The sequence below is a fragment of the Stenotrophomonas genospecies 5 genome (genome assembly GCF_054473825.1).
This window is the reverse complement of record NZ_JBTMUW010000001.1, coordinates 1,794,658-1,819,464: the sequence shown is the minus strand read 5'-3', so window position 1 is coordinate 1,819,464 and position 24,807 is coordinate 1,794,658. Positions and strand designations below refer to the sequence as shown.

Here is a 24,807-nt window from a genome sequence, read left to right as displayed (position 1 = left end):
GCTCCGGTAAGGGGTCAGATTTCGCCGGCGCGGCGGCGCAGGCGGATGGCAAGGAAGATGAAAAGCGCGCCGAACGCAGCGCCGATCCACAGTCCCGGCATCGCCAGCGACTTCAGCTGCGCGACCGGGCCCATCAGCGCGGTGACCGATTCCAGGTCCGCACGCGAGTCCTGCAGGCCGGTGCGGTAGATCAGGTCCATGCCGGGCACGCCACTGAGCAGCAGGCGACCGACGACGTTCTGCCAGAACCAGCCGCTGGTGAGCCCGAACAGGGTCATGACCTTGGTGGTGGAGACGATGATCCCGGCGAACAGCGGCAGCATCACCGCCCACAGGAACGGCTTGGACTTGGCCCAGGCCGAGCACAGCAGCAGCCAGCCGGCGGTCGGCAGTGCCCACAGGACGTAGACCGGAATCCAGGACAGGTGGCCGGCGGCCAGGGTCAGCGGGCTGGCCGGTCCCCAGATCAGGTTCATCGGGCTGCCACCGTGCAGCGCGGCCACCAGGCTGATGATGGCGAGGAAGCCGAACATGGTCAGGATGCCGGCGACCACTGCGATCAGCGGGGCGATCACCAGCGCGCTGATCGCCTTGGAAAGCACGGTCTGGGTATCGGACAGTGGCAGTGATTTCCAGAACAGGATGCTGCGGTCGCGGCGGTCGTCATACAGCGCGCCAAGGCAGTAGAAGAACATCACGAACGCCAGCACCAGGAATGGCCAGGCCGAACTGAGCACCAGGGTCAGGTCGAGGCCGTTGCCCAGGTCGGCCATGTCCTTGGCACTGATGTTGCGGGTCAGCAGCGCCAGATCCAGGCCGTTGATGTTCACGTCCTCGCCATCGATGTGCAGATTGCCGTCACGCGCAGCCCGATGCAGGGCGAACAGGCCGAAGGCGATGCCCACACCGCTCATCAGCAGCGAGACCACGCCGGCAATCAGCGGCGCATAGAGGAACCCGCCACGGTTCTCCCAGTATTCACGCTTGAGCAGCCAGCGCAGCGTGCCGGCGGGGCCGACGGGATGATTGACGGCGTTCATGCGTAGGTCCCCTTCATGACAGCGACGAACAGATCAGCCAGGCCCGGGCTGCGGGTCTCGCCGAGGGAGGTGAGCTGGTCACGCGGCACGCCGTCATACAGCAGCACGGTCTTGCCGAAGGCCAGGGCGCGCTCGTCGATCGGCTTGAGCGCACGCGCGGTATCGAGCTGCTCGGCGTTGACCAGCAGCTCGGTGTAGCGTTGGCCGACATCGTCCATCTCTGCGTCGAGCACGATGCGGCCGTCGCGGATGAACATGACGTCGCTGAGGATGTGCTCGATCTCTTCGACCTGGTGGGTGGTGACGATGATCGTCTTCTGCTCGTCGAAGTAGTCCTCCAGCAGGCGCTGGTAGAACTCCTTGCGGTACAGGATGTCCAGGCCCAGGGTCGGCTCGTCGAGCACCAGCACGCGGGCGTCGATGGCCATCACCAGGGCCAGGTGCAGCTGCACGATCATGCCTTTGGACAGTTCGCGCACGCGCTGCTTCGGCTGCAGCTTGGTGTTGGCCAGGAAGCGCTCGCAGCGGGCGCGATCGAAGCGCGGATGCACGCCGGCGACGAAGTCGATGGCCTCGCGCACCTTCAGCCAGCGGGGCAGCACCGCGACGTCGGCGATGAAGCAGATGTCCTTCATCAGCTCATCCCGATGCAGGCGCGGGTCGCGGCCGAGCACGCTGAGGTCGCCTTCCACCGTGGTCAGGCCGAGGATGGCCTTCAACGCGGTGGTCTTGCCGGCACCGTTGGGTCCGATCAGGCCGATGATCCGGCCCGCCGGAATGGTGAAGCTGGCATTGTCGAGCGCGACCGTGCTCTTGTAGGCCTTGCGCAGGCCGCGGGCGGTGATGACCGCGTCGCTTGCAGCGGTACTGGTGAGGCTGGCATTCATCAGACTTTCCCCTGGGTCAGCAATTCGTCGAGGCTCAGCCCCAGGCGCTGGATGCGCTCCAGGACGGCCGGCCATTCTTCATTGAGGAAGCGCTCGCGCTCGCTGCTGCGCAGCTGCGTGGCCGCCTGCTCGGTCATGAACATGCCCAGGCCCCGGCGCTTCTCGACCAGGCCTTCGTCAGCCAGTTCCTGGTAGGCGCGCGAAACGGTGATGGGGTTGAGCTGGTAGTCGGCGGCCACCTGGCGCACCGAAGGCAGGGCATCGCCCGGCTTGAGGATTCCGTCGAGCATCATGGCGATCACGCGCTCCTTCAGCTGGCGGTAGATGGGAGCGCCGTCGCTCCACTGGATGTCGCTCATGGTCAGCTCCGTGGGGTCAGCGGCTGTGCGAACGAGAAATACGGCATGGACAGGGAGCTGTGCAGCCGACGCGGGGGGGAGGGTGAAGCTTCCGGCGTCCCGGCCGTGGGAGTGGGCGCGTCCTGCGGGGTATCGGACAGAGAGGGGGCGGTGGGCGCGCGTGGCGAGGCCAGCCACGCCATCACCAGCAGGGTCGAAACGGCGGTGATCGCGGGAGCGGTGACGTTGCGATGCATCCGGGTGTTCATGGCATACCCCCTGTTTCAGGTGACTGGTGTTGTATGCAACTATAACACCGGCACGCCGACGTGCAACCCCCGACATGACCCAACTGATGGCAGGGGGTGTCATGGCATAGATGCAATTCTGCAAGCCATTGATTTGAATGCGGAATGATGCCCGGCGGGCGCAGGCCGTCGCCTCGCTTCCATTCAGCTGCGTCCATGCTATGTCAAGCACCGGCCAGCCTCTGGCCCCGGCTGCGTTGCCGCCAATCCGCGCAAAGCGCCGGGGCGGTCGCGCGGCCGGGTGCCCCCGGGGCCGGTGCTATAGTTCGGCCGATTCCCGGCCGCTCCCGGCCGGGCCCTGTGAATGGCCACCGCGGACCGCTCCGATGCCCCTGCCGACCGTCTTCCCGCGCCGCCTGCGCGGTCTTTCCCTGCTGACCCTGCTGGCTGGGCTGGCCCTTCCCGGCCTCACCCTGGCCGCCGATCTGCTGGATGTGGACTACCGGCCCCTGGCCGGCAAGCAGCAGGTCAACCTGCAGCAGCGCTATCACGGCCAGGTGCTGCTGGTGGTCAATACCGCCAGCAAGTGCGGGTACACGCCGCAGTACGAAGGCCTGGAAGCGCTGCAGCAGCGCTATGCACGCCGCGGGTTCGCGGTCCTCGGCTTCCCGTCCAACGATTTCAAGGGCCAGGAACCCGGTGACGAAGCGCAGATCCAGGAATTCTGCACGCTGACCTATGGCGTGAAGTTCCCGATGTTCGAGAAGGTCCACGTGGTCGGCGCGCAGGCCACCCCGCTGTACCAGCGCCTGACCGCGGCAACCGGCGTGGCGCCGGGCTGGAACTTCCACAAGTACCTGGTCGGCCGCGACGGCAGGGTCATCGCCCAGTTCGCCAGCAAGGTCACGCCGGATGATCCGCAGCTGATCGCGGCCATCGACAAGGCACTGGCCGCGCCCGCCGCCACGCGTTGATATCCGGCACGGATGCCTCGACATCGACGGCATGCGTGCGACAATGCTTCTTTTCGCGCCGACGTCGGCGCCCAGTCACTTCCAGGAATGCAGCGAATGAAGATGGGAATGCGCGGCGCAGCGGCGTCGGTTCTGATTCTGGCGATGGGCACTTCGGGTGTCGCTCTGTCGCAACAACCGGCGGCCCCCGCAGCCGCCAAGGAGACCGCAACCTTGAATTCCCCCAAGCAGAAGCTCGGTTACGCCATCGGCCTGGATGTCGCCAAGTCGTTCACCCCGATCGCCGATGAAATCGACGTCGCTGCCCTGCGCACGGCCGTGGAGCGTTCGTTCGAAGGCCTGCAGCCGCAGATCACCCAGGAGCAGGCCAAGGCCACCGATGCCGCCCTGCGCCAGGTCGTGATGGCCCGCAGCGGCCAGCAGGTGCCGGGCGTTGCGCCGGGCTCGCAGCCGCCGAAGGTCGATCGGGTGAAGGTCGCACAGATGATCGGTTCCTACTCGGTGGGTCCGTCGCTGGCACAGCTGAAGGACGACATTGACGTTGCGTCGCTGTTTGACGCAATCAGCACTGGTCTGAGCAAGGGCCAGCCGAAGATGACCGAGGCTGACGCCACGGCCACCATCCAGGCGTTCATGGGCGCCAAGCAGGCCGAAATGCAGGCCAAGGCTGCCCAGGCTGCACAGACCAACCGTCAGGAAGGCAACGCATTCCTGGCCAAGAACAAGACCCAGCCGGGCGTGGTGACCACGGCCTCGGGGCTGCAGTACCAGGTGATCCGCCCGGGCAGCGGCGAGCGTCCGCTGCCGACCAGCAAGGTGCGCGTGAACTACGAAGGCAAGCTGCTCGACGGCACCGTCTTTGACAGCTCCGCCAGCCGTGGCCCGGCCGAGTTCGGCCTGGACCAGGTGATCAAGGGCTGGACCGAAGGCGTCGCGCTGATGCCGGTCGGCTCCAAGTACCGCTTCTGGATCCCGGGCGAGCTGGCCTACGGTGAGAACGGCACCCCGGGCGGCCCGATCGGTCCGAACGCCACGCTGACCTTCGACGTCGAACTGCTGGGCGTCCTGCCGTAAGCCACCACGGAGCCTGCACGGACATGCGCGTTGCGATTTTCGGTACCGGTTACGTCGGCCTGGTGACGGGCACCTGCCTGGCCGATGTCGGCCACCAGGTGATCTGCGTCGATATCGACCAGGGCAAGGTCGATGGCCTGAACCAGGGCATCATCCCGATCTATGAGCCGGGCCTGGAGCCGATGGTGAAGGCCAACCACGCTGCGGCGCGGCTGGCGTTCACCACTGATGCGGCCGCGGCGATCGCGCATGGCCAGGTGGTGTTCATCGCCGTGGGCACACCGCCGGACGAGGATGGCAGCGCCGACCTGCAGTACGTGCTGGCCGTGGCCCGCACCATCGGCCGGCACATGAGCGTGCCGACCGTGGTGGTCAACAAGTCGACGGTGCCGGTCGGCACCGCCGACAAGGTCCGTGCAGCCATCACCGACGAACTCGCGGCGCGCGGCGCCGACATCGCCTTCGATGTGGTCTCCAACCCGGAGTTCCTGAAGGAAGGCGACGCGGTCGCCGACTGCATGCGACCGGACCGCATCATCATCGGTGCCACCAGCGACGAGTCGGTGGCGGTGATGCGTCGCCTGTATGCACCGTTCAACCGCAACCACGACCGCGTGGTGGAGATGGACGTACGCTCGGCCGAGCTGACCAAGTACGCCGCCAACGCGATGCTGGCGACCAAGATTTCGTTCATGAACGAGATCGCCAACATCGCCGAGCGTGTCGGCGCCGACGTCGAGCAGGTCCGCCAGGGGATCGGCTCGGACCCGCGCATCGGCTGGCATTTCATCTATCCGGGCGCCGGTTACGGTGGCTCGTGTTTCCCCAAGGATGTGCAGGCGCTGGCCCGCACCGCCCAGCAGAGCGGCCTGGAGCCGAAGCTGCTGAACGCGGTGGAAGCGGTCAACGATGCGCAGAAGGGCCACCTGTTCGCCCTGGTCCAGCGCCACTACGACAAGGGCGAGGACGAAGGCGTGCGCGGCAGGACGTTCGCCGTGTGGGGGCTGGCCTTCAAGCCGAATACCGACGACATGCGCGAGGCCTCCAGCCGCCGCCTGCTGGCGCAGCTGTGGGAGGGTGGGGCGACCGTACGTGCGTTCGACCCCGAAGCCATGCACGAAGCGCAGCGCATCTTCGGTGAGCGCGATGATCTGGTGTTCTGTGACAGCGCCGATGACGCGCTGCAGGGCGCCGATGCGTTGATCGTGGTGACCGAATGGAAGCAGTTCCGCAGCCCTGATTTTTCGATGCTGCGCGAACGGCTGAAGGACGCGGTCGTGTTCGACGGCCGCAACCTGTACGACCCCGCCGAGGTCGAAGCGGCGGGCCTGGCGTACTACGGCATCGGCCGGGGGCGTTCACTGCATGTCTGAGCTGCCGACCGAACGCGAGCAGGCGCTGGAAGCGCGCCTGGTCGAGCTGGAGATGCGTGTGTCCTTCCAGGAACACGCGCTGGCCGAACTGAGCGACGCACTGGCCGATGCCCGGATGCAGGGCACCCGCAACGCCGATGTGCTGCGCGTGCTGCTGGAAGACCTGGGCAAGGTCCGCAACGCACTGAATTCCTCCGATCCGGCGAGCGAACCGCCGCCGCCGCACTACTGATCCATACCCTTATCTATGAGCGATACCCTCCGCGACCAGTTGCTGGGCCTGGGCTTCAAGCCCGCGCCCAAGCCCGAGCGCAAGAATGATGGCCCCCGCCGTGATGGCCGCCCGCAGGGCAAGGGCGGCAACGGCAATGGAAAGCCACAGGGCGCAGGCAAGGGCGAGCACACGCCCGGTGAGCGTCGCGGTCCCGGTGGTGCGCCGGGCAAGCCGGGGCAGCACCGTGGACAGGGCCCGCGCAGGCCGCGCAGTGCCGAGGAGATGGATCTGGCCAAGGCCTATGCCATCCGTGCCCAGAAGGAGAAGGAAGAGCGCATCGAAGCCGAGCGCCTGAAGCAGGAGGAAGCGCGCCAGCGCCGCGAGGCGAAGGCGAAGCTGGAAGAACTGCTGAAGGACAAGGGCCTGAATGACGAGGCGGCCGACATCGCGCGGCACTTCCCGTATGGCGGCAAGATCAAGCGGATCTATGTCACCGCGGCACAGCTGACCGCGCTCAATGCCGGCGAGCTGGGAGTGGTGCAGCTCAATGGCCGCTATCTGCTGGTCACCGCCGAGGTGCTGAACCAGGCCGAAGCCGTGTTCGCGGCCTCGGTGGCCTTGAAGGTCGATCCGGATGCCCCGGCCGAAGACGATCCCTACGCTGATCCGCAGTACCAGGTGCCGGACGACCTGGTCTGGTAAGCCTGCGCCGCAGTGATCGGCAACGCCGGGCAATGCCCGGCGTTGCTGTTTCTGCGCGGTCTATTCGGGATCGTAGTCGAGGTTGGATGCGAGCCAGCGCTCGGCCTGGGCGCGATCCACGCCCTTGCGCCGCGCGTAGTCGCCCACCTGTTCGCGGCTGAGGCGGCCGACCACGAAGTACTGGCTCTGTGGATGGCTGAAGTAGTAGCCGGAGACGGCCGCGGTGGGCAGCATCGCGAAGCTCTCGGTCAGCGTCATGCCCGCGTTGGCTTCCGCCTGCAGCAGATCGAACAGGCGGCGCTTCTCGCTGTGCTCCGGGCACGCTGGATAGCCGGGGGCGGGCCGGATGCCGCGATACTTCTCGTCGATCAGCGCATCGTTGTCCAGCGCTTCGGTGCGGTCATAGCCCCAGAACTCGGTGCGCACCCGCTGGTGCAGGCGTTCGGCCAGTGCTTCGGCGAAGCGGTCGGCCAGGGCCTTGAGCAGGATCGCGTTGTAATCGTCGTGCTCGGCTTCAAAGCGCGCGACATGGGCATCGATGCCGATACCGGCGGTGACCGCGAACGCACCGATCCAGTCCTGTCGCCCGCTGTCGGCCGGTGCGATGAAATCGGCCAGGCAGAAGTCGGGGCGCTCGGCCGGCTTGTCGACCTGCTGGCGAAGGAAGTGCAGGGTGGTCTCGCCCTGTGGATGCTGCACGCGGACATCGTCACCGACACTGTTGGCCGGCCACAGGCCGAACACCGCCTTGGCGGTCAGCCACTTCTCCGCGACGATGCACGCCAGCATCGCCCGGGCGTCGCGGTACAGCTCGCTGGCCTGGGTGCCGACGATCTCGTCAGTGAGGATGGCCGGAAACTTGCCAGCCAGTTCCCAGGCCTGGAAGAACGGCGTCCAGTCGATGTAATCGACCAGTTCCGACAGGGGATAGTCTTCGAACACATGCAGGCCGGGCTGGTTCGGAACCGGGGGCACATAACTGTCCCAGCCGCCCTGGAATTTCTGGCCGCGCGCGTGCTCCAGCGAGACCAGCCGCTTGGCATCGCCACGGTTGCGGTGACGGGCGCGGATCTCGGCGTAGTCGGCTTCATTGGCAGCAACGAAGCCCGCGCGCAGGTCGCGCGAGATCAGCGACTGGGCCACGCCCACCGCGCGCGAGGCATCCTTCACCCACACCGTAGGGGCATGGTAGTGCGGGTCGATCTTCAACGCCGTGTGCGCGCGCGAGGTGGTGGCGCCGCCGATCAGCAATGGCAGGTCGAATCCCTGGCGCTGCATCTCGCGGGCGACATGGCTCATTTCCTCCAGTGACGGCGTGATCAGCCCGGACAGGCCGATCAGGTCGGCCTTGTGCTCGCGGGCCGCATCGAGAATCTTCTGCGCCGGCACCATCACGCCCAGATCGACCACCTCGAAGTTGTTGCAGGCAAGGACCACGCCGACGATGTTCTTGCCGATGTCGTGCACATCGCCTTTCACGGTGGCCATGATGATGCGGCCGTTGCTCTTGGCGGTGTCACCGCTGCGGGCCTTCTCCGCCTCGATATAGGGCAGCAGGTAGGCCACCGCCTTTTTCATCACGCGGGCCGACTTCACCACCTGCGGCAGGAACATCTTGCCGGCACCGAACAGGTCGCCGACGACGTTCATGCCATCCATCAACGGCCCTTCGATCACGTCCAGTGGACGGCTGGAGGCCTGCCGTGCCAGCTCGGTGTCCTCTTCCACGAACGCATCCAGCCCGTGCACCAGGGCGTGGGCCAGGCGCTGCTCGACCGGCTTGGCGCGCCAGGCCATGTCTTCGCTCTTCACCTTGCCCTTGCTGCCCTTGTAGCGTTCGGCAATCTCCAGCAGGCGCTCGGTGGCGTCAGGGCGGCGGTTGAGGATCACGTCCTCCACGCGCTCGCGCAGGTCCGGCTCCAGTTCGTCATAGATCGGCATGGCACCGGCGTTGACGATGCCCATGTCCATGCCGGCGGCGATGGCGTGGTACAGGAAGACCGAATGGATCGCCTGGCGCACCGTTTCGTTGCCACGGAACGAGAACGACACGTTGGAGACGCCGCCGGAGACGTGGCAGTGCGGCAGGGTCTGCTTGATGATGCGCGTGGCTTCGATGAAGTCCACTGCGTAGTTGTCGTGCTCCTCGATGCCGGTGGCGACAGCGAAGATGTTCGGGTCGAAGATGATGTCCTGTGGCGGGAAGCCGATCTCATCGACCAGAATGCGGTAGGCGCGCGTACAGATCTCGACCTTGCGCGCACAGGTGTCGGCCTGGCCGCTTTCGTCGAACGCCATCACCACCGCTGCCGCGCCGTAACGCAGCACCTTGCGCGCGTGTTCGCGGAACAGGGCCTCGCCTTCCTTCAGCGAGATCGAATTGACCACGCTCTTGCCCTGCAGGCATTTCAGGCCGGCTTCGATCACGCTCCATTTGGACGAGTCGACCATCACCGGAATGCGGGCGATGTCGGGCTCGGACATGATCAGGTTGAGGTAGCGGGTCATCGCCGCCTCGGAGTCGATCAGGCCCTCGTCCATGTTGACGTCGAGGATCTGCGCGCCACTGGCCACTTGTTGCCGGGCCACGTCCACGGCCTCCTCGTAGCGGCCTTCCTTGATCAGCTTGCGGAACTGCGCGCTGCCGGTGACGTTGGTGCGCTCGCCGACGTTGACGAACAGCAGGTCCGGGGTGATGACCAGCGGTTCCAGGCCGGACAGGCGGGTGGGGCGGACAGGCGTCATGGCAGGCAGTGGCTCAGCAACGGCAGGGCGGGAAGTGCGGAACGGTGGCGGCGACGTTCATGCCGCCTGGTCCTGGCGGTCCGGCAGGACACGCGGTGGCAGTCCGGCCACCGCCTGGGCGATGGCATGGATGTGGTCGGGGGTGGATCCGCAGCAGCCGCCGACCAGGTTGAGCAGGCCATCGCGGGCGAAACCGCGCAGGGTCGCCGCCATTTCTTCGGGGGTCTCGTCATACTCGCCGAAGGCATTGGGCAGGCCGGCATTGGGATGCGCGCTGACATGGCAGTCGGCAACCTGCGACAGCGTTTCGACATGCGGGCGCATCGCATCGGCACCCAGCGCGCAGTTCAGGCCGATCGACAGGGGCCGCGCGTGTGCCAGCGAGGCGTGGAAGGCTTCGGCGGTCTGGCCGGACAGGGTGCGGCCGGAGGCATCGGTGATCGTGCCGGAGATCATCACCGGCAGGCGCGCACCGCGCGCATCGAAGGCTTCCTCCACCGCATACAGCGCCGCCTTGGCGTTGAGCGTGTCGAAGATGGTTTCGACCATGAGGGTGTCCGCGCCGCCGTCGATCAGGCCATCGATGGCTTCGCGGTAGGTGTCGCGCAGCTCATCGAAACTGGTGTTGCGGAAGCCCGGATCGTTGACGTCGGGACTGATCGATGCGGTGCGGCTGGTGGGGCCAAGCACGCCGATCACGAAGCGCGGCTTGCCGGGCGTGGTGGCTTCAACGGCATCGCAGCAGGCGCGGGCCACGGCGGCGCCGGCCTTGTTCAGTTCGTACACCAGATGCTCGAGGTGGTAGTCGGCCTGGCTGACCGAGGTGGCGTTGAAGGTATTGGTTTCCACCAGGTCCGCGCCGGCTTCCAGGTAGGCGGTGTGGATGTCGGCGATGACCTGCGGCCGGGTGAGCAGCAACAGGTCGTTGTTGCCCTTCAGATCGTGGCCCTGCGGCGCGGCGTGGTCGCAGCCCGGCCCGTGCAGGTGATCGTAGCCATCGGCGAAACGCTCACCGCGGTAGTCGCCTTCCTGCAGGCCATGGCGCTGGATCATCGTGCCCATCGCTCCGTCGATGATCAGGATCCGCTCGCGCAGCGCGCCCAGCAGGGCATTGGCACGTTCGGGGTGCAACCAGGGCAGGACGGGCATGATGATTCCGGACTCAGGGCTTGTTGGCGATCAGCGAGATCACTTCGAAGTGCGGCGGCCGCTTCTCGCGGGTGACCGTCTCCAGGCTGGAAACCTGCAGGCCGGCCTTGTCGACGAACTTCTTCAGTTCCTTGTCGCTGAAGCCCAGGTTGACGTGACCATAGGCTTCCACCGCTGCCTTGTGTTCGTGGCGCGCCAGGCTGCACAGCAGCAGGCGGCCGCCCGGGCGCAGCACGCGCGCGGCTTCGGTGACGGCCTGCGCCGGCTTGCTGGCGTAGGTCAGTGCGTGCATCAGCACCACCAGGTCGAAGCTGCGGTCCTTGAAGGGCAGGGCATGCATGTCACCCTCGCGCACTTCCACATTGGGCAGGCGGCGCAGGCGTTCACTGGCAGCGGCCACCACGCGCGCGCTGGTGTCGATGCAGATGTAGCGCTTGGCATGCGGTGCCACCAGTTCGGCCAGCACGCCGTCGCCGGACGCGATATCGAGCACGTCGCCGGTTTCCAGCAGGGGCAGGGCGGTACGCGCCAGCGCCTCCCAGGTGCGGCCCGGAGAATAGTGACGTTCCATGTCGCCGGCCACGCTGTCGGCCCAGTTCTGGTCCGCGGCGCGGCTGGCCAGCACGGCGGCGACCCGTTCAGCGTCCTGTCGCAGCAGTGGATCGTCGCTTCCGTTGCTCAAGGCATGCCACAATGCGCGCTGCGCCGGATCCAGCTGCGCTTCGTCGAAGCGGTAGTAGGCCGACACGCCGGCGCGGCGGTCGCGGACCAGGCCCGCTTCCTTCAGGCGCGCCAGGTGAGTGGACACGCGCGGCTGGGCCAGCCGGGTGATCGCCGAAAGCTCGGCCACGGTCAGCTCTTCCTGCTCCAGCAGCGCCAGCAGGCGCACCCGCGTCGCATCGGCGAACACCTTCAGGCGGGTTGACCAGTCTTCCAGATCCATGAATATCTACCTATCGCGATATAGAGATATATTCGCTGGATCGGCCGCCGTGGTCAAGTCGGTGGCGTATGGAAACTCCCCGGGCCCCGGTACAATCGGCGCACCTGGGCGCGCGCTGCGCGCCCATAACCTCATGTACCCGGGAGGGTGTTGTGGATTTCAGCTTTACTGAAGAGCAGTTGATGCTGCAGGACGTGGCGCGGCGCATCGCGCAGGAGAAGATCGCCCCGAGCGCGGAGCATCATGACCGTACCGGCGAGTTCCCGCTGGAGAACATCCGCCTGCTGGGCGAGAACGGCCTGATGGGCATCGAGGTACCGACCGAATACGGCGGCGCTGGCATGGATCCGATCGCGTATGTGCTGGCGATGGTGGAGGTCGCCGCTGGCGACGCGGCCCATTCGACCATCATGTCGGTCAACAATTCGCTGTTCTGCAACGGCATCCTGACCCACGGCAGCGAGGAGCAGAAGCAGAAGTACGTGCGCGCCATCGCGGAGGGCGAGGCCATCGGTGCATTCGCCCTGACCGAGCCGCAGTCCGGTTCGGATGCGACCGCCATGCGTTGCCGCGCGGTCAAGCAGGCCGACGGCACCTACGTCATCAACGGCAAGAAGAGCTGGATCACCTCCGGCCCGGTGGCCCGGTACATCGTGTTGTTCGCGATGAGCGAGCCGGACAAGGGCGCGCGTGGCATCACGGCTTTCCTGGTCGACACCGAAAAGGCCGGCTTCGGCCGTGGCAAGACCGAGCCGAAGCTGGGCATCCGTGCCTCGGCGACCTGCGAGATCGAATTCAACGATTACGTCGCCCAGCCGGAAGACGTGCTGGGCCAGGAGGGCGAGGGCTTCAAGATCGCCATGGGCGTGCTCGATGCCGGGCGCATCGGCATCGCATCGCAGGCCATCGGCATCGCCCGTGCCGCTTATGAAGCGACGCTGGAGTATGTGAAGGAGCGCAAGGCGTTTGGCGCGCCGATCGGTACTTTCCAGATGACCCAGGCCAAGATCGCCGACATGAAGTGCAAGCTGGACGCAGCCCTGCTGCTGACGCTGCGCGCGGCATGGGTGAAGGGCCAGGGCAAGCGTTTCAGCAATGAAGCGGCCATCGCCAAGCTGACGGCGTCGGAAGCGGCGATGTGGATCACCCACCAGGCCGTGCAGATCCATGGTGGCATGGGCTACTCCAAGGAAATGCCGCTGGAGCGCTACTTCCGCGATGCCAAGATCACCGAGATCTACGAGGGCACCTCGGAGATCCAGCGCCTGGTGATCGCCCGCAACGAGACCGGGCTGCGCTGAGTCGAAACGGCTGCGCCGCTGCAACAGCGGCGCAGCCGGTAGATCCATGCCCTGCATGCACGGGCCTGTTGGTCGGGCGATGCCAATCTGTTCCAATGCAGGGCCTTTTTTACAGGTTCTGCAGAGATGATCTATCGAGGTTGGGGAATCCTGACACTGGTGACGCCGATCGCAGCGATCCTGCTGCTGGCTTACCTCTTCCCGCACGATGGCCCCCGGGGCAACATCCCGCTGCCCCAGGTGCTGCTGGGGGCAGGCATTGGTGCAACCGTGAACGTGCTGCTGGGCTTGTGGCTCAACCGTACTCCCCGGCAGAAAGGGGAAGCTGCGCCCCACCACTTCTTCTTCGTACCCATGCAATGGGCCGCGCTGGTTCTGCTGGCGGTGTGCGTGGCGGTCGCGCTGCTGCGCTGATCTGCTCTGGCATCCCCCCGCGATAAACAAAAAAGGCCCCGGATCGCTCCGGGGCCTTTTCGTTGCAGCGCAGGGTGGATCAGCGATCCGGACGATGCGCTGCTTCGCCCTCACGCTGGCGGCTGAGGAATTCCTTCGACGGCTCGTCCAGCTTGTCGCCGAGCATGCGCCGCACGACCACGAAGAAGACCGGGATCATCAGCAGGCCGAGCAGGGTGGCGAACAGCATGCCGCCGATCACGCCGGTACCGATGGCGTGACGGGAGTTGGCGCCGGCGCCGCTGGAGATCGCCATCGGGATCACGCCCATGATGAACGCGAAGGACGTCATCAGGATCGGGCGGAAGCGCAGGCGTGCCGCCTCGATGGTGGCATCGCGCAGGTTCTTGCCCGCTGCACGCTGCTCCACCGCGAACTCCACGATCAGGATCGCATTCTTCGCCGCCAGGCCGATAACGGTGATGAGGCCGATCTTGAAGAACAGGTCGTTCGGCAGGCCACGCATCATCGACAGGCCGATGGCACCGAGCACGCCCAGTGGCACCACCAGCAGCACCGCTACCGGGATCGACCAGCTTTCATACAGCGCCGCCAGGCACAGGAACACCACCACGATGGACAGCACCAGCAGCAGCGTCGCTGCGTTGCCGGCCAGGATTTCCTGGTAGGACATGCCCGACCAGTCGTAGCCGAAGCCGGCCGGCAGGTCGTTGTTGACGATGCTCTCCATGGTCTGCATCGCCTCACCCGAGCTGGTGCCCGGCGCCTGCGAGCCGACGATGTTGATCGCCGAATAGCCGTTGTAGCGGCTCAGTGACGGCGATGCGGACACCCATTCGGACTTGACCACGGTGCTCAGCGGGATCATCGCGTTGGTGCCGTCGGCGTTGGTGGTCAGGCTGGAGGGGCTGTAGAAGCTCTTCAGCGACTCCTGGCCGGTGCGGTACGGGCCATCGGCCTGCATGGTCACGCGCTTGATGCGGCCTTCGTAGAAGAAGTCGTTGACGTACACCGGCGCCAGCATCAGCTGGATGGTGCTGTACACGTCCGACACCGACATGCCCATCGACTGCGCCTGCACGCGATCCACGTGCAGCTGCAGCTGCGGAGCGTTCTCCAGGCCGTTCGGACGCACGCCAACCAGTGCTTCAGGCTTCTGCGCCGCCTGGCCAAGCAGGATGTTGCGGGCCTGCGTCAGCTGCTCGTAGCCGGCACCACTGCGGTCCTGCAGCCACATGTCGAAGCCACCGAACTGGCCCAGGCCCTGCACTGTCGGCAGGTTGACCACGAAGATCTGCGCTTCCTTGATGCCGTAGAACGCGCCGTTCATGTTCTGGATGAACTCCGGCGCGGTGAACTCGCGTTCTTCCCACGGCTTCAGGCGGATGAAGCCCATGCCCACGTTCTCGCCGGAACCGACGAAGCTGAAGCCGGCCACCTGCAGCATGCCTTCAAAGCCAACCTGCTTTTCCAGAATGCCGCGCATCTGCGCGAACACCTCGTTGGTCTGGCCCTTGGTCGAGCCCGGGGGCAGCTGCACGATCGCCAGCGCATAGCCCTGGTCTTCTTCCGGCAGGAAGCTGCCCGGCATGCGCGTGAACAGGAAGCCGCACAGCGCGGTCAGTACCACGAACAGGATCATCCAGCGCGGGGCATGGCGCACCGCCGAGGTGATGTGGCCCACGTAGGTGTGGCTGATCTTGTCGTAGTACTTGTTGAAGGTGCGGTAGACGATGTTCGGGTTGTCGTTGTGCGTCGGCTTCAGGAAGGTCGCGCACAGCGCCGGGGTGAAGCCCAGCGCGAGGAAGGCCGAGAACGCCATCGAGATGGCGATGGTCAGCGCGAACTGCTTGTAGATTTCGCCGGCGGCACCGCCCTGCAGTGCGGACGGGATGAACACCGCTGCCAGCACGACGGTGATCGCCACCACCGCGCCGGTGATCTGGGTCATCGCCTTCTGCGTGGCCGGCTTCGGCGCCAGGCCTTCCTCGCTCATGATGCGTTCGACGTTCTCGATCACCACGATGGCGTCGTCGACCACGATGCCGATCGCCAGCACCATCGCGAACAGGGTCAGCTGGTTGATCGTGAATCCGATCATCCACATGCCCAGGAAGGTACCCAGCAGGGCGACCGGGATGACCAGGGTCGGGATCAGGGTGGCGCGGAAGTTCTGCAGGAAGATCAGCATCACCAGGAACACCAGCAGCACCGCTTCGAACAGCGTCTTGACCACTTCCTGGATCGAGATCTTGACGAAGGTCGTGCTGTCGTACGGCGAGAACCAGGTCACGCCGGCCGGGAAGCTGGGCTGCAGTTCGTCCATCTTGGCGCGCACCGCATCGGCCACGTTCAGGGCGTTGGCGCCCGGCAGCAGCTGGATGGCGAAGGCACCGGTCGGCTTGCCGTTGTACTGGGTGTCGAAGCCGTAGTTGTTGGCACCGAAGGCGACGCGGGCGATGTCCTTGAGCAGCACACGCGAGCCATCGGCATTGGCGCGCAGGATGATGTTCTCGAACTCCTGCGGCGAGCTGAAACGTCCCTCAGCCGACACGGTGGCGGTGAAGTGCTGGCCTTCCGGCGACGGGTCCGAGCCCAGCGCACCGGCGGCGAACTGCACGTTCTGCGCACGCACGGCAGCCAGGACCTGGCTGGCCGAGAGACCATAACCCTGCATCTTCTCCGGGTTCAGCCAGATGTTCATGGCGTACTCGGAACCGAACTGCTGGGTGCTGCCGACGCCGGGAATGCGCGAGACCTGGTCGAGCACGCGCGAACCGACGATGTCGTTCAGCGCGTCACGGTTGATCGCCGCCGTATCCGACTGCAGGGCCACGACCATCAGGAAGCCGGCATTGGCCTTGGCCACCACCACGCCCTGCTGGGTCACCTCCGACGGCAGTCGTGGCGTCGCCAGCGACACCTTGTTCTGCACCTGCACCTGGGCGATGTCCGGATCGGTACCGGTCTCGAAGGTGAGGGTGATCTGCGCGCGGCCATTGGACGAGGACGAAGAGCTGAAGTACAGCAGGTGATCGATACCGGTCAGCTGCTGCTCGATCACCTGGGTGACCGATTTTTCGGTGGTGTCCGCGCTGGCGCCCGGATAGGTGGCCGAGACGGTCACCTGTGGCGGAGCGATGTTGGGATAGGACTCCACGCCCAGGTTGAGGATCGCGATCACGCCGCTGAGCGAGATCAGGATCGCTACCACCCAGGCGAAGACTGGATGTTCGATGAAAAATTTAGGCATGACGGAAGGTTCCCGTTACTGCTTGTTCGAGTCGGTGGCGGCCGGCGCGGCCTTGTCGGCTGCGTCGGTCTGGGCCGGAGCCTTGTCGGCGGCAGCGGCGGGTGCGGCCGGGCCGGCACCGCCGGCCGCGGGCTTGCCGGCGGCGTCCTGCCCCGGGGTCCAGGGCTTGGCGACGGCCGGGCTGCCTTCCTTGACCTTCTGCACGCCGGCCACGATCACCTTGTCGCCGGCGGCCAGGCCATCGCTGACCAGCCAGTTGCCGCCCTGTGCGCCTTCGGTCTTGACGTTCTTGCGCGCCACCTTGCCATCGGCACCGACCACCATCACGTAGCCGCCCGTGGTGTCGCGCAGCAGCGCCTGCTGCGGCACCAGGTAGGCATTGTTGCGCTCGCCGAGGTTGGCCTGGAAGCTGACGAAGGCTCCCGGCAGCAGGATCTGCTGCGGATTGGGCAGCAGCGCACGCAGCGACACCGCGCCGGTGGCCGGGTCGACCGTAGTCGAGGAGAAGTCGAGGGTTCCCGGCTCGCTGTAGGTGCTGCCATCGGCCAGCTTCACGTTGACGGTGGCCTTGCCGTCGCCGGCCAGGGCCAGGGCGCCCTTGGCCTGCTGCGCGCGCAGCTGGGTCAGCTCGTCCACGCTGAGCGAGAAGTTGACGTACAGCGGATCGAGCTGGTCAACGGTGGTCAGCAGGGTCACGTCGCCCTGGCCGACCAGTGCGCCCTCGGTCACCTGCTGCTTGTTGGCCACGCCGCTGATCGGCGCGGTCACTTCGGCGTAGCCCAGGTTGATCCGCGAGGAGGTCACCGCCGCTTCGGCCTGCTTGACCGCGGCCAGCGCAGTGCGCTCGGCCGATTCGGCGTTGTCCAGGTCGGACTTGGAGACGAACTGCTGCGGTGCCAGCGAGCGGGCACGATCGGCCGCCACCTTGGCGTTGGCGTAGGTGGCGCGCGCCGACGCCAGCTGGGCCTCGGACGCGTTCAGCGAGGCGCGCAGCGGTGCCGGGTCGATCAGGAACAGGGTCTGCCCCTGCTTGACCTGGGAGCCTTCCTGGTAGACGCGCTTGAGCAGCACGCCCGGCACGCGTGCGCGGACATCGGCACTGCGGAACGGCGACAGGCGGCCGACCAGCTCGCGCTGCAGCGGCAGGGTCTGCGGCTTCGCATCGATCACGCCCACCTCCGGCGGCGGGGGTGTCTGCTGTTCCGGTTTCTTGCAGGCAGCCAGCGCGACAGCAACGGCGCACGTCAAGGCAAGGGTGCGGAGTGGGGCGGTCATCAGGAGGAACTCCGGGGTTGGTTTGTAGACGGGGCCGGCGACGGTTGCGGCGCAAACGCGCGCAGGAAGCTGTCGACGGAGAACTCTGCCCAGCGCCGACGCAGGAGCGCGTCATCACGATGGGGGGTATGGAAGCGCTGTTTGTCGAAATCCTGACCGGCGATCATGCTCAGCAGCAGTTCGGCCATGAAGTGCGGGTCGTCATGCCGGAGCAGGCCACGCCTGCAAACGGTTTCAATCCATTCAGAAAGATGAAGTGTCAGCGCGCCAGCACCATGCCGGTACAGCGCCCGGGCCTCTTCGGGGAACTGGGCGGCATCTGCAGCGATCAGCCGGCAGGCCTGGCCGACATGCGGTTGGTTGAAATGCTCCAGGAAGTCGATGGCGAACTGCAACAGGCTGGCACGCAGGTCGTCACTGCGGAGTGCACGCAGCATTGCCCCCGTCGCGTGTCCCACATGCCGCTGCATCACCCGCCGCAGCAGTTCCTGCTTGCTGCCATAGCGCGAGTACAGGGTCTGCTTGGAGCAGCCGGCCTGCTGGGCCACCGCATCCATGCTCATCTGCATGCCCTGCCGGGCCAGCAGTTCGCGCACGGCATCGAACACGCGCTCATCGCGCGCATCGAGGGCAACGGGGAAGTAGGCCGGGTTCACGCGGTGGACTATACCGTCCAGTTCAGGATTGTGGAATCGAAACGACGTTCCCGCGTGTGTCTTCCGGTAACACGCTTTGCCGATCCTGTCGGCAAGGCGGCCGCCCCCCGCTCGCTCCGTACCTGGGCGAACTGAATAGGCGTCTAAACCGCAGCAAACCCGAATCTGCTTATTCCGTCCTGCAGCAAGGCCTTTTCGCGCGGGAGGGCTACAATTTCATTTTCCCAACTGAGCAAGCGCATCGCTCTGCCATGAAACCGCAAAAAACCGCAGCCAAGACCGTGAAAAACAAGACCAAACCAGCTGAGTCGGAGGTCGCAGTGACCGCTGGTTTCTCCCTGGAGCCGGTATACACGGCCTTGCGCAAGCGTTACCCGGCGGCCGCCCAGGCCGAAGCAGTGGCGTTTGCCGCTGACTTCTACAAGCGCATGGAGGCGGACGAGTTCCCGCACCACAGCGCTGAAGAGTGGGCCGCGCTCGCGGCCGAGACGCTGGAGTTCGCCCGTGCCCGCAAGGCCGGCAAGGCCAACGTGCGCGTGTTCAATCCGACGGTGAAGGCGAACGGTTGGGAATCGCCGCACACCGTGCTGCAGATCATCAACGACGACATGCCGTTCCTGGTCGATACCGTGACCATGTCACTGGCCGAACAGGGCGTGGGCGTGCACGTGCTCGGCCACCCGGTGCTGCGCTTCACCCGCGACAAGGCCGGCAAGCTGGTCAAGGTCGGCGAGGGCGAGGCCGAATCGGTGATGCTGCTGGAGATCGACCGCCAGCCGGCCGATGCCATGGCCGCCATCGAGCAGGCCATCGGCAAGGCGCTGGACGAAGTGCGGGCGATCGTGCGCGATTGGCAGCCGATGAAGGACAAGGCACTGGCACTGGCCGACGATCTGGGCAGCCGTGCGCTGCCGGTCGACGATGCCTCGCGCAGGGAAGCGCAGGAGTTCCTGCGCTGGGCCGCCGACAACCACTTCACCTTCTTCGGCTACCGCGAGTACCGCGTCGAGAAGCAGGGCAAGGAAGACGTGCTGGCGCCGCTGAACGAGACCGGCCTGGGCCTGATGCGCGGCAAGGACAAGTCCGCCGCACGCCCGGTCAAGACGCTCGCCGCCCAGGGCCTCAACGCCACGTCGGGGCTGAAGGACGCGCTGATCCTGACCAAGACCAATGCGCGCTCCCGCGTGCACCGCGCCGGCTACATGGACTACATCGGCGTGCTGGAATTCGACGCCAAGGGCAGGATCATCGGCGAGCAGCGCTTCCTCGGCCTGTTCACCTCCAGTGCCTACAACCGCCGCCCGTGGGAAATCCCGCTGGTGCGCCAGCGCCACGAATACGTGATGAAGCAGTCCGGCCTGGCCGCGTCCAGCCACAGCGGCAAGGCACTGCGCCACATCCTGGAAACCCTGCCGCGCGAAGAACTGTTCCAGTCCAGCGAGGACGAACTGTTCCGCACCGCGATGGGCGTGCTGGGCCTGCAGGAGCGCGTGCGCAGCCGCCTGTTCCTGCGCCGTGACAAGTACAGCCGCTTCATCTCCGCGCTGGTCTACCTGCCGCGCGAGCGCTTCAACACCGACGTGCGCCTGCGCATCGAGGCGATGCTGAAGGAAGCGCTGCATGGCGAGTACGTCGACAGCTCGGTGGTGCTGGGTGAATCGCCGCTGGCGCAGGTGCATCTGATCGTGCGCCCGAAGCCGGGCGAGATGCTTGACGTGGATACCGCCGAACTGGAGCGCAAGCTCGCCCAGGTGCTGCGCAACTGGCAGGACGACCTGCGCGAAGCGCTGGTGGCCCGTCATGGCGAAAGCGAAGGCCTGCGCATCGCGGCCCGCATCGGCAAGGCACTGCCGGCCGGCTACATCGAAGACAACAGCACCGCAGTTGCCGCCAACGACGTCAGCCAGCTCGACGCGCTGACCGGTCCGGACGATCTGCGCCTGAGCCTGCAGGCGGTGCCGCGCGAAAGCGGCGATGGCCTGCGCCTGAAGCTGTACCGCCAGCTGGACGACATTCCGCTGTCCGACGCGCTGCCGATGATGGAGAACATGGGCCTGCGCGTGATCGCCGAGCGCCCGTACCGCCTGTCGGTCGACAACGCTCCGGTATACGTGCAGGACTTCGAGGTCGAATCGACGGCCGGTGCGATCGATGCCGCCAGCGTCGACGAAGCATTCGGCGAAACCTTTGCCCGCGTCTGGCACGGTGATGCCGAGAACGATGGCTTCAACCGCCTGGTGCTGGCCGCCGGCCTGCATTGGCGCCAGGTCGCCATGCTGCGCGGCTACTGCAAATATCTGCTGCAGACCGGCGTGCCGTTCTCGCAGGCGTACGTGGAAGGCACGTTCGCCCGCTATCCGCTGCTGGCGCGCCTGCTGGTCGAACTGTTCGAAGCGCGCTTCGATCCGGCCACCGGCCACGAGAGCAAGGACGACATCGCGGCCGGCCAGGCCCAGCTGAAGGCCCACTTCGATGTGCTGGCCGCCGGCGACGAGGCCACCCTGAAGGTGCTCAAGACCGTGGTCGATGCCCGCAAGGGTGACCGCGACGCGCAGATGCAGGCCGCGCGCGATGCGCTGCTGAAGCTGATGGACCGCGTGTCGAGCCTGGACGAAGACCGCATCCTGCGTTCGTTCATGGGCGTGATCGATGCCACCTTGCGTACCAGCTACTACCAGACCGACGCCAATGGCCAGCACGGCCATGTGATCAGCTTCAAGTTCGACTCGGCGCTGGTGCCGGATCTGCCGAAGCCGCGTCCGTACCGCGAGATCTTCGTCTACGGTCCGCGCGTGGAAGGTACCCACCTGCGCTTCGGCGCGGTAGCCCGTGGCGGCCTGCGCTGGTCGGACCGTCGCGAAGACTTCCGTACCGAAGTGCTGGGTCTGGTCAAGGCGCAGATGGTCAAGAACACCGTCATCGTGCCGGTCGGTGCGAAGGGCGGCTTCTTCGCCAAGACCCCGCCGGTGAACGGCGACCGCGACGCGATCTTCGCCAACGGCGTGGCCTGCTACAAGCTGTTCATCCAGGGCCTGCTGGACATCACCGACAACATCGTCAACAACAAGATCGTGCCGCCGGTGGATGTCGTGCGGCACGACATGGACGATCCGTACTTGGTGGTGGCCGCCGACAAGGGCACGGCGACCTTCTCCGATATCGCCAACGGCCTGGCCATCGCGCACGGCTTCTGGATGGGCGATGCGTTCGCCTCCGGTGGTTCGGTGGGGTACGACCACAAGGGCATGGGCATCACCGCGCGCGGTGCATGGGAGTCGGTCAAGCGCCACTTCCGTGCGCTCGGCCGTGACAGCCAGAGCCAGGACTTCACCGCGGTCGGCGTCGGCGACATGTCCGGCGATGTGTTCGGCAACGGCATGCTGCTGTCGCGCCACATCCGCCTCGTCGCGGCATTCGACCACCGCCATATCTTCCTTGACCCGAACCCGGACGCGGCGACCTCGTTCGTCGAGCGCGAGCGCATGTTCACCGTGCCGCGTTCAAGCTGGGCAGACTACGACGCCAAGCTGATCAGCAAGGGCGGCGGCGTGTACCCGCGCAGCCTGAAGTCGATCGAGATCACCCCCCAGGTGCGTGAAGCGCTGGGCCTGGACGAGAACGTCAAGGCGCTGTCGCCGAACGACCTGATGAGCGCGATCCTGAAGGCACCGGTGGACCTGCTGTGGAACGGCGGCATCGGCACCTACGTCAAGGCCGCCAGCGAGCAGCACAGCGATGTCGGCGACCGTGCCAACAACGCACTGCGCGTGAACGGTGGCGAGCTGCGCTGCAAGGTGGTGGGCGAGGGCGGCAACCTCGGCATGACCCAGCTGGGCCGTATCGAGGCCGCGCAGGCCGGCGTGCTGCTCAACACGGACTTCATCGACAACTCGGCCGGCGTGGATACGTCGGACCACGAAGTCAACATCAAGATCCTGCTCAATGATGTGGTGCGGGCGAAGAAGCTGACGGTCGACCAGCGCAACAAGCTGCTGGCCTCGATGACCGATGAAGTCGCCGACCTGGTGCTCAACGACAACTATCGCCAGAACCAGGCGCTGAGCCTCATGGAGCGGATGGCGGTCAAGCGCCTGGGTTCCAAGCAGCACTTCATCCGCACCCTGGAACAGCAGGGGCTGCTGGATCGGCAGATCGAGTTCCTGCCGTCCGATGCCGAGCTGTCCCAGCGCAAGGCGCGCGGCCAGGGCCTGACCCGTCCGGAGCTGTCGGTGCTGCTGTCCTACTCCAAGCTGGTGGCGTTCAACCAGCTGCTGGAGTCGGATATTCCGGAAGATCCGTACCTCTCCAAGGAGCTGCTGCGCTACTTCCCCACGCCGCTGCAGAAGAAGTACGCCGATGCGATGGAGCGTCACCGCCTGAAGCGCGAGATCATCGCCACGGCGGTGACCAACCAGACCATCAACCGCATGGGCGCAACGTTCCTGATGCGCATGCAGGAAGACACCGGCCGCTCCATCGCCGAGGTCGCCAAGGCCTACACCATCAGCCGCGAGACGCTGGATGCGCGCGCGCTGTGGGCGCAGATCGACGCCCTCGACGGCAAGGTGCCGGAGTCGGTGCAGATCGACGCGCTGGAGGTGATCTGGAAGCTGCAGCGTTCGTTCGTGCGCTGGCTGCTGTCGCGTCCGGGTGCGATGCCGGGCATCACTGAAGCGGTCAACCGCTATCAGGGCCCGTTCAACGACATCCGTGTCGCGTCGGGTGTGCTGCCGGACTCGCAGCGTCCGACCTACGAGGCGCTGGTGGCCGAGTGGAAGGAGAAGGGCCTGCCGTCCGCGCTGGCACAGCAGCTGTCCGAGCTGCACTTCCTGGAACCGGCGTTCGACATCATCGAACTGGCCCGTACCCGCAAGCTGAAGCCGGTGGACGTGTCCAAGGTGCACTTCCGCCTGGGCGATGCCCTGCAGTTGCCGTGGCTGTTCGAGCAGGTCGATGCACTGGAAGTCAACGGCCGTTGGCATGCGGTGGCACGCGGCGTGCTGCGCGACGAGCTGGCCGCCAACCATCGCAACCTGGCCGGTCAGGTGCTCGCCACCAAGGGCGGCAGTGCCGAGGCCAAGGTGGCTGCATGGATGGGCCGCGATGACAACAGCCTGCGCTTCACCCTGGCAATGCTGGCGGAACTGGCCGAGCAGAAGACCCTGGACTACCCGACCGTCTCGGTCGCGGTCCAGCGCCTGGGCCAGCTGGCCGCACACGGTGCGTGACTGATGTAGTGCCGGGCCACGCCCGGTCTGCGTGAAACGGAGCGGCCCCGCGAAAGCGGGGCCGTTCTGTTTCTGGCCATTGGCGATTCGCCGGGCATGGCCCGGCGCTACCGGGGGCGCGGAACTGGGTAGCGCCGGGCCATGCCCGGCGAGCGTAGCGGCGCTCGGTTATGCTCTCCCTCACGCCTTCCCCCCGGATCCACCGATGAGCGACACCCCCCGCATCGCTTTCCTGGCAAGCACCACCGAAGCTGCGCAGATGGCCCGCGCGGCCATGGTCGCGCGCTTTGGCGACCATGCCCCCGAGCAGGCCGACGTGCTCTGCCCGCTGGGCGGTGATGGCTTCATGCTGCAGACGCTGCATCGTCACGGCCGCCTGGGAAAACCGGTGTTCGGCATGAAGCTGGGCACCGTAGGTTTCCTGATGAACCAGTACCGGGGCGACGACGACGTCAATGCACGCATCGCCCGCGCGGAACCTGCCAACCTGCGTCCGCTGGAGATGGTGGCGCTGACCGAATCGGGCACCAGCACCGGTTCGCTGGCGTACAACGACGTGTCCCTGCTGCGGCAGACCCGCCAGGCTGCGCACATCGGCATCGACCTCAATGGGCAGGAGCGGGTGGCCGAACTGATCGGCGACGGCGTGCTGGTTGCCACGCCCGCAGGCAGCACCGCCTACAACTATTCGGCCCACGGACCCGTGCTGCCCTTGGGCTCGCACACCATCGCGCTGACGCCATTGGCACCGTATCGCCCGCGACGCTGGCGTGGTGCCATTCTCAAGGCGGATACGGAGGTGCGCTTCCGCGTGCTGGACCCCTACAAGCGACCGGTCAGCGTGACCGCCGATTCGCACGAGACGCGCGACGTGGTCGAGGTGACCATCCGCGAGTCGCGCGACCGCCGGGTGACATTGCTGTTCGACCCGGAACACAATCTGGAAGACCGGATCCTGAGCGAACAGTTCGTTTTTTGAGGACAATAGGTTGC

The 24,807-nt window shown here is 66.2% G+C and carries 19 protein-coding genes; 9 read left to right on the top strand and 10 right to left on the bottom strand.

What is annotated here, in order from left to right; translation table 11 throughout:
- Positions 1-14: 14 nt before the first annotated feature.
- Genes ACX9OW_RS08450 through ACX9OW_RS08435 form a run of 4 tightly spaced genes read right to left on the bottom strand, consistent with a single transcriptional unit; the run spans position 15 to position 2,534 of the window.
- Positions 15-1,040, bottom strand: a complete 1,026-nt coding sequence (locus tag ACX9OW_RS08450) for a hypothetical protein (protein ID WP_193396648.1) — start codon at positions 1,038-1,040, stop codon at positions 15-17.
- Complete coding sequence (locus ACX9OW_RS08445) at positions 1,037-1,927, bottom strand: ABC transporter ATP-binding protein (RefSeq protein ID WP_065176059.1); 891 nt, start codon at positions 1,925-1,927, stop codon at positions 1,037-1,039. Before ACX9OW_RS08445 ends, ACX9OW_RS08450 begins: the two co-directional genes overlap by 4 nt.
- On the bottom strand, positions 1,927-2,286 hold the full coding sequence (locus tag ACX9OW_RS08440; RefSeq protein ID WP_053515392.1) for a GntR family transcriptional regulator: 360 nt from the start codon (positions 2,284-2,286) through the stop codon (positions 1,927-1,929). The genes ACX9OW_RS08445 and ACX9OW_RS08440 overlap by 1 nt, the downstream gene beginning before the upstream one ends.
- Positions 2,287-2,288: 2 nt before the next feature.
- The gene (locus ACX9OW_RS08435) at positions 2,289-2,534 is read right to left on the bottom strand and encodes a hypothetical protein (RefSeq protein ID WP_065176058.1); all 246 of its coding nucleotides are present in this window, start codon (positions 2,532-2,534) and stop codon (positions 2,289-2,291) included.
- Positions 2,535-2,899: 365 nt separating this feature from the next.
- Between ACX9OW_RS08435 and ACX9OW_RS08430 the strand changes: the two genes are divergently transcribed.
- From ACX9OW_RS08430 to ACX9OW_RS08410, 5 genes are all read left to right on the top strand, one after another.
- Complete coding sequence (locus tag ACX9OW_RS08430) at positions 2,900-3,487, top strand: glutathione peroxidase (RefSeq protein WP_053515396.1); 588 nt, start codon at positions 2,900-2,902, stop codon at positions 3,485-3,487.
- A 96-nt stretch (positions 3,488-3,583) separates the two neighbouring features.
- On the top strand, positions 3,584-4,561 hold the full coding sequence (locus ACX9OW_RS08425; protein WP_065176057.1) for an FKBP-type peptidyl-prolyl cis-trans isomerase N-terminal domain-containing protein: 978 nt from the start codon (positions 3,584-3,586) through the stop codon (positions 4,559-4,561).
- A 23-nt stretch (positions 4,562-4,584) separates the two neighbouring features.
- On the top strand, positions 4,585-5,934 hold the full coding sequence (locus ACX9OW_RS08420; RefSeq protein WP_053515400.1) for a UDP-glucose dehydrogenase family protein: 1,350 nt from the start codon (positions 4,585-4,587) through the stop codon (positions 5,932-5,934).
- The gene (locus ACX9OW_RS08415; RefSeq protein ID WP_053515402.1) at positions 5,927-6,166 is read left to right on the top strand and encodes a SlyX family protein; all 240 of its coding nucleotides are present in this window, start codon (positions 5,927-5,929) and stop codon (positions 6,164-6,166) included. Before ACX9OW_RS08420 ends, ACX9OW_RS08415 begins: the two co-directional genes overlap by 8 nt.
- Before the next feature lie 15 nt (positions 6,167-6,181).
- A complete protein-coding gene (locus tag ACX9OW_RS08410; protein ID WP_053515404.1) occupies positions 6,182-6,850 on the top strand; it encodes a DUF2058 domain-containing protein in 669 nt (222 codons plus the stop codon).
- 60 nt (positions 6,851-6,910) lie between these two features.
- Here the strand turns inward: ACX9OW_RS08410 and metH are convergent, their stop codons facing one another.
- The 3 genes from metH to ACX9OW_RS08395 are packed head-to-tail and all read right to left on the bottom strand — an operon-like array spanning position 6,911 to position 11,687.
- Positions 6,911-9,595, bottom strand: a complete 2,685-nt coding sequence (gene metH, locus ACX9OW_RS08405; RefSeq protein WP_065182908.1) for a methionine synthase — start codon at positions 9,593-9,595, stop codon at positions 6,911-6,913.
- 57 nt (positions 9,596-9,652) lie between these two features.
- Positions 9,653-10,744, bottom strand: coding sequence for a homocysteine S-methyltransferase family protein (locus ACX9OW_RS08400; RefSeq protein WP_445394317.1), 1,092 nt, complete (start codon positions 10,742-10,744; stop codon positions 9,653-9,655).
- A 13-nt stretch (positions 10,745-10,757) separates the two neighbouring features.
- Complete coding sequence (locus ACX9OW_RS08395) at positions 10,758-11,687, bottom strand: ArsR/SmtB family transcription factor (protein ID WP_053515410.1); 930 nt, start codon at positions 11,685-11,687, stop codon at positions 10,758-10,760.
- Positions 11,688-11,839: 152 nt separating this feature from the next.
- Here ACX9OW_RS08395 and ACX9OW_RS08390 point away from each other — a divergent pair, with 152 nt between their 5' ends.
- On the top strand, positions 11,840-12,988 hold the full coding sequence (locus ACX9OW_RS08390) for an acyl-CoA dehydrogenase family protein (protein ID WP_053515412.1): 1,149 nt from the start codon (positions 11,840-11,842) through the stop codon (positions 12,986-12,988).
- A 126-nt stretch (positions 12,989-13,114) separates the two neighbouring features.
- Positions 13,115-13,402: a hypothetical protein gene (locus ACX9OW_RS08385; protein ID WP_253120396.1), complete on the top strand. Its 288-nt coding sequence runs from the start codon at positions 13,115-13,117 to the stop codon at positions 13,400-13,402.
- Positions 13,403-13,481: 79 nt separating this feature from the next.
- Here ACX9OW_RS08385 and ACX9OW_RS08380 read toward each other — a convergent pair whose 3' ends face one another.
- From ACX9OW_RS08380 to ACX9OW_RS08370, 3 genes are read right to left on the bottom strand one after another with little or no spacing between them, the layout of a single operon-like run.
- Complete coding sequence (locus tag ACX9OW_RS08380; protein ID WP_459062173.1) at positions 13,482-16,655, bottom strand: multidrug efflux RND transporter permease subunit; 3,174 nt, start codon at positions 16,653-16,655, stop codon at positions 13,482-13,484.
- A gap of 15 nt (positions 16,656-16,670) precedes the next feature.
- The gene (locus ACX9OW_RS08375) at positions 16,671-17,930 is read right to left on the bottom strand and encodes an efflux RND transporter periplasmic adaptor subunit (RefSeq protein ID WP_053515418.1); all 1,260 of its coding nucleotides are present in this window, start codon (positions 17,928-17,930) and stop codon (positions 16,671-16,673) included.
- On the bottom strand, positions 17,930-18,586 hold the full coding sequence (locus ACX9OW_RS08370; RefSeq protein ID WP_053515419.1) for a TetR/AcrR family transcriptional regulator: 657 nt from the start codon (positions 18,584-18,586) through the stop codon (positions 17,930-17,932). Before ACX9OW_RS08370 ends, ACX9OW_RS08375 begins: the two co-directional genes overlap by 1 nt.
- Before the next feature lie 251 nt (positions 18,587-18,837).
- Here ACX9OW_RS08370 and ACX9OW_RS08365 point away from each other — a divergent pair, with 251 nt between their 5' ends.
- A complete protein-coding gene (locus tag ACX9OW_RS08365; protein ID WP_065182907.1) occupies positions 18,838-23,814 on the top strand; it encodes an NAD-glutamate dehydrogenase in 4,977 nt (1,658 codons plus the stop codon).
- A 205-nt stretch (positions 23,815-24,019) separates the two neighbouring features.
- Positions 24,020-24,793 (top strand): NAD kinase, encoded by a 774-nt coding sequence (locus ACX9OW_RS08360; RefSeq protein ID WP_459062172.1) that lies wholly within the window; start codon positions 24,020-24,022, stop codon positions 24,791-24,793.
- Positions 24,794-24,807: the final 14 nt, after the last annotated feature.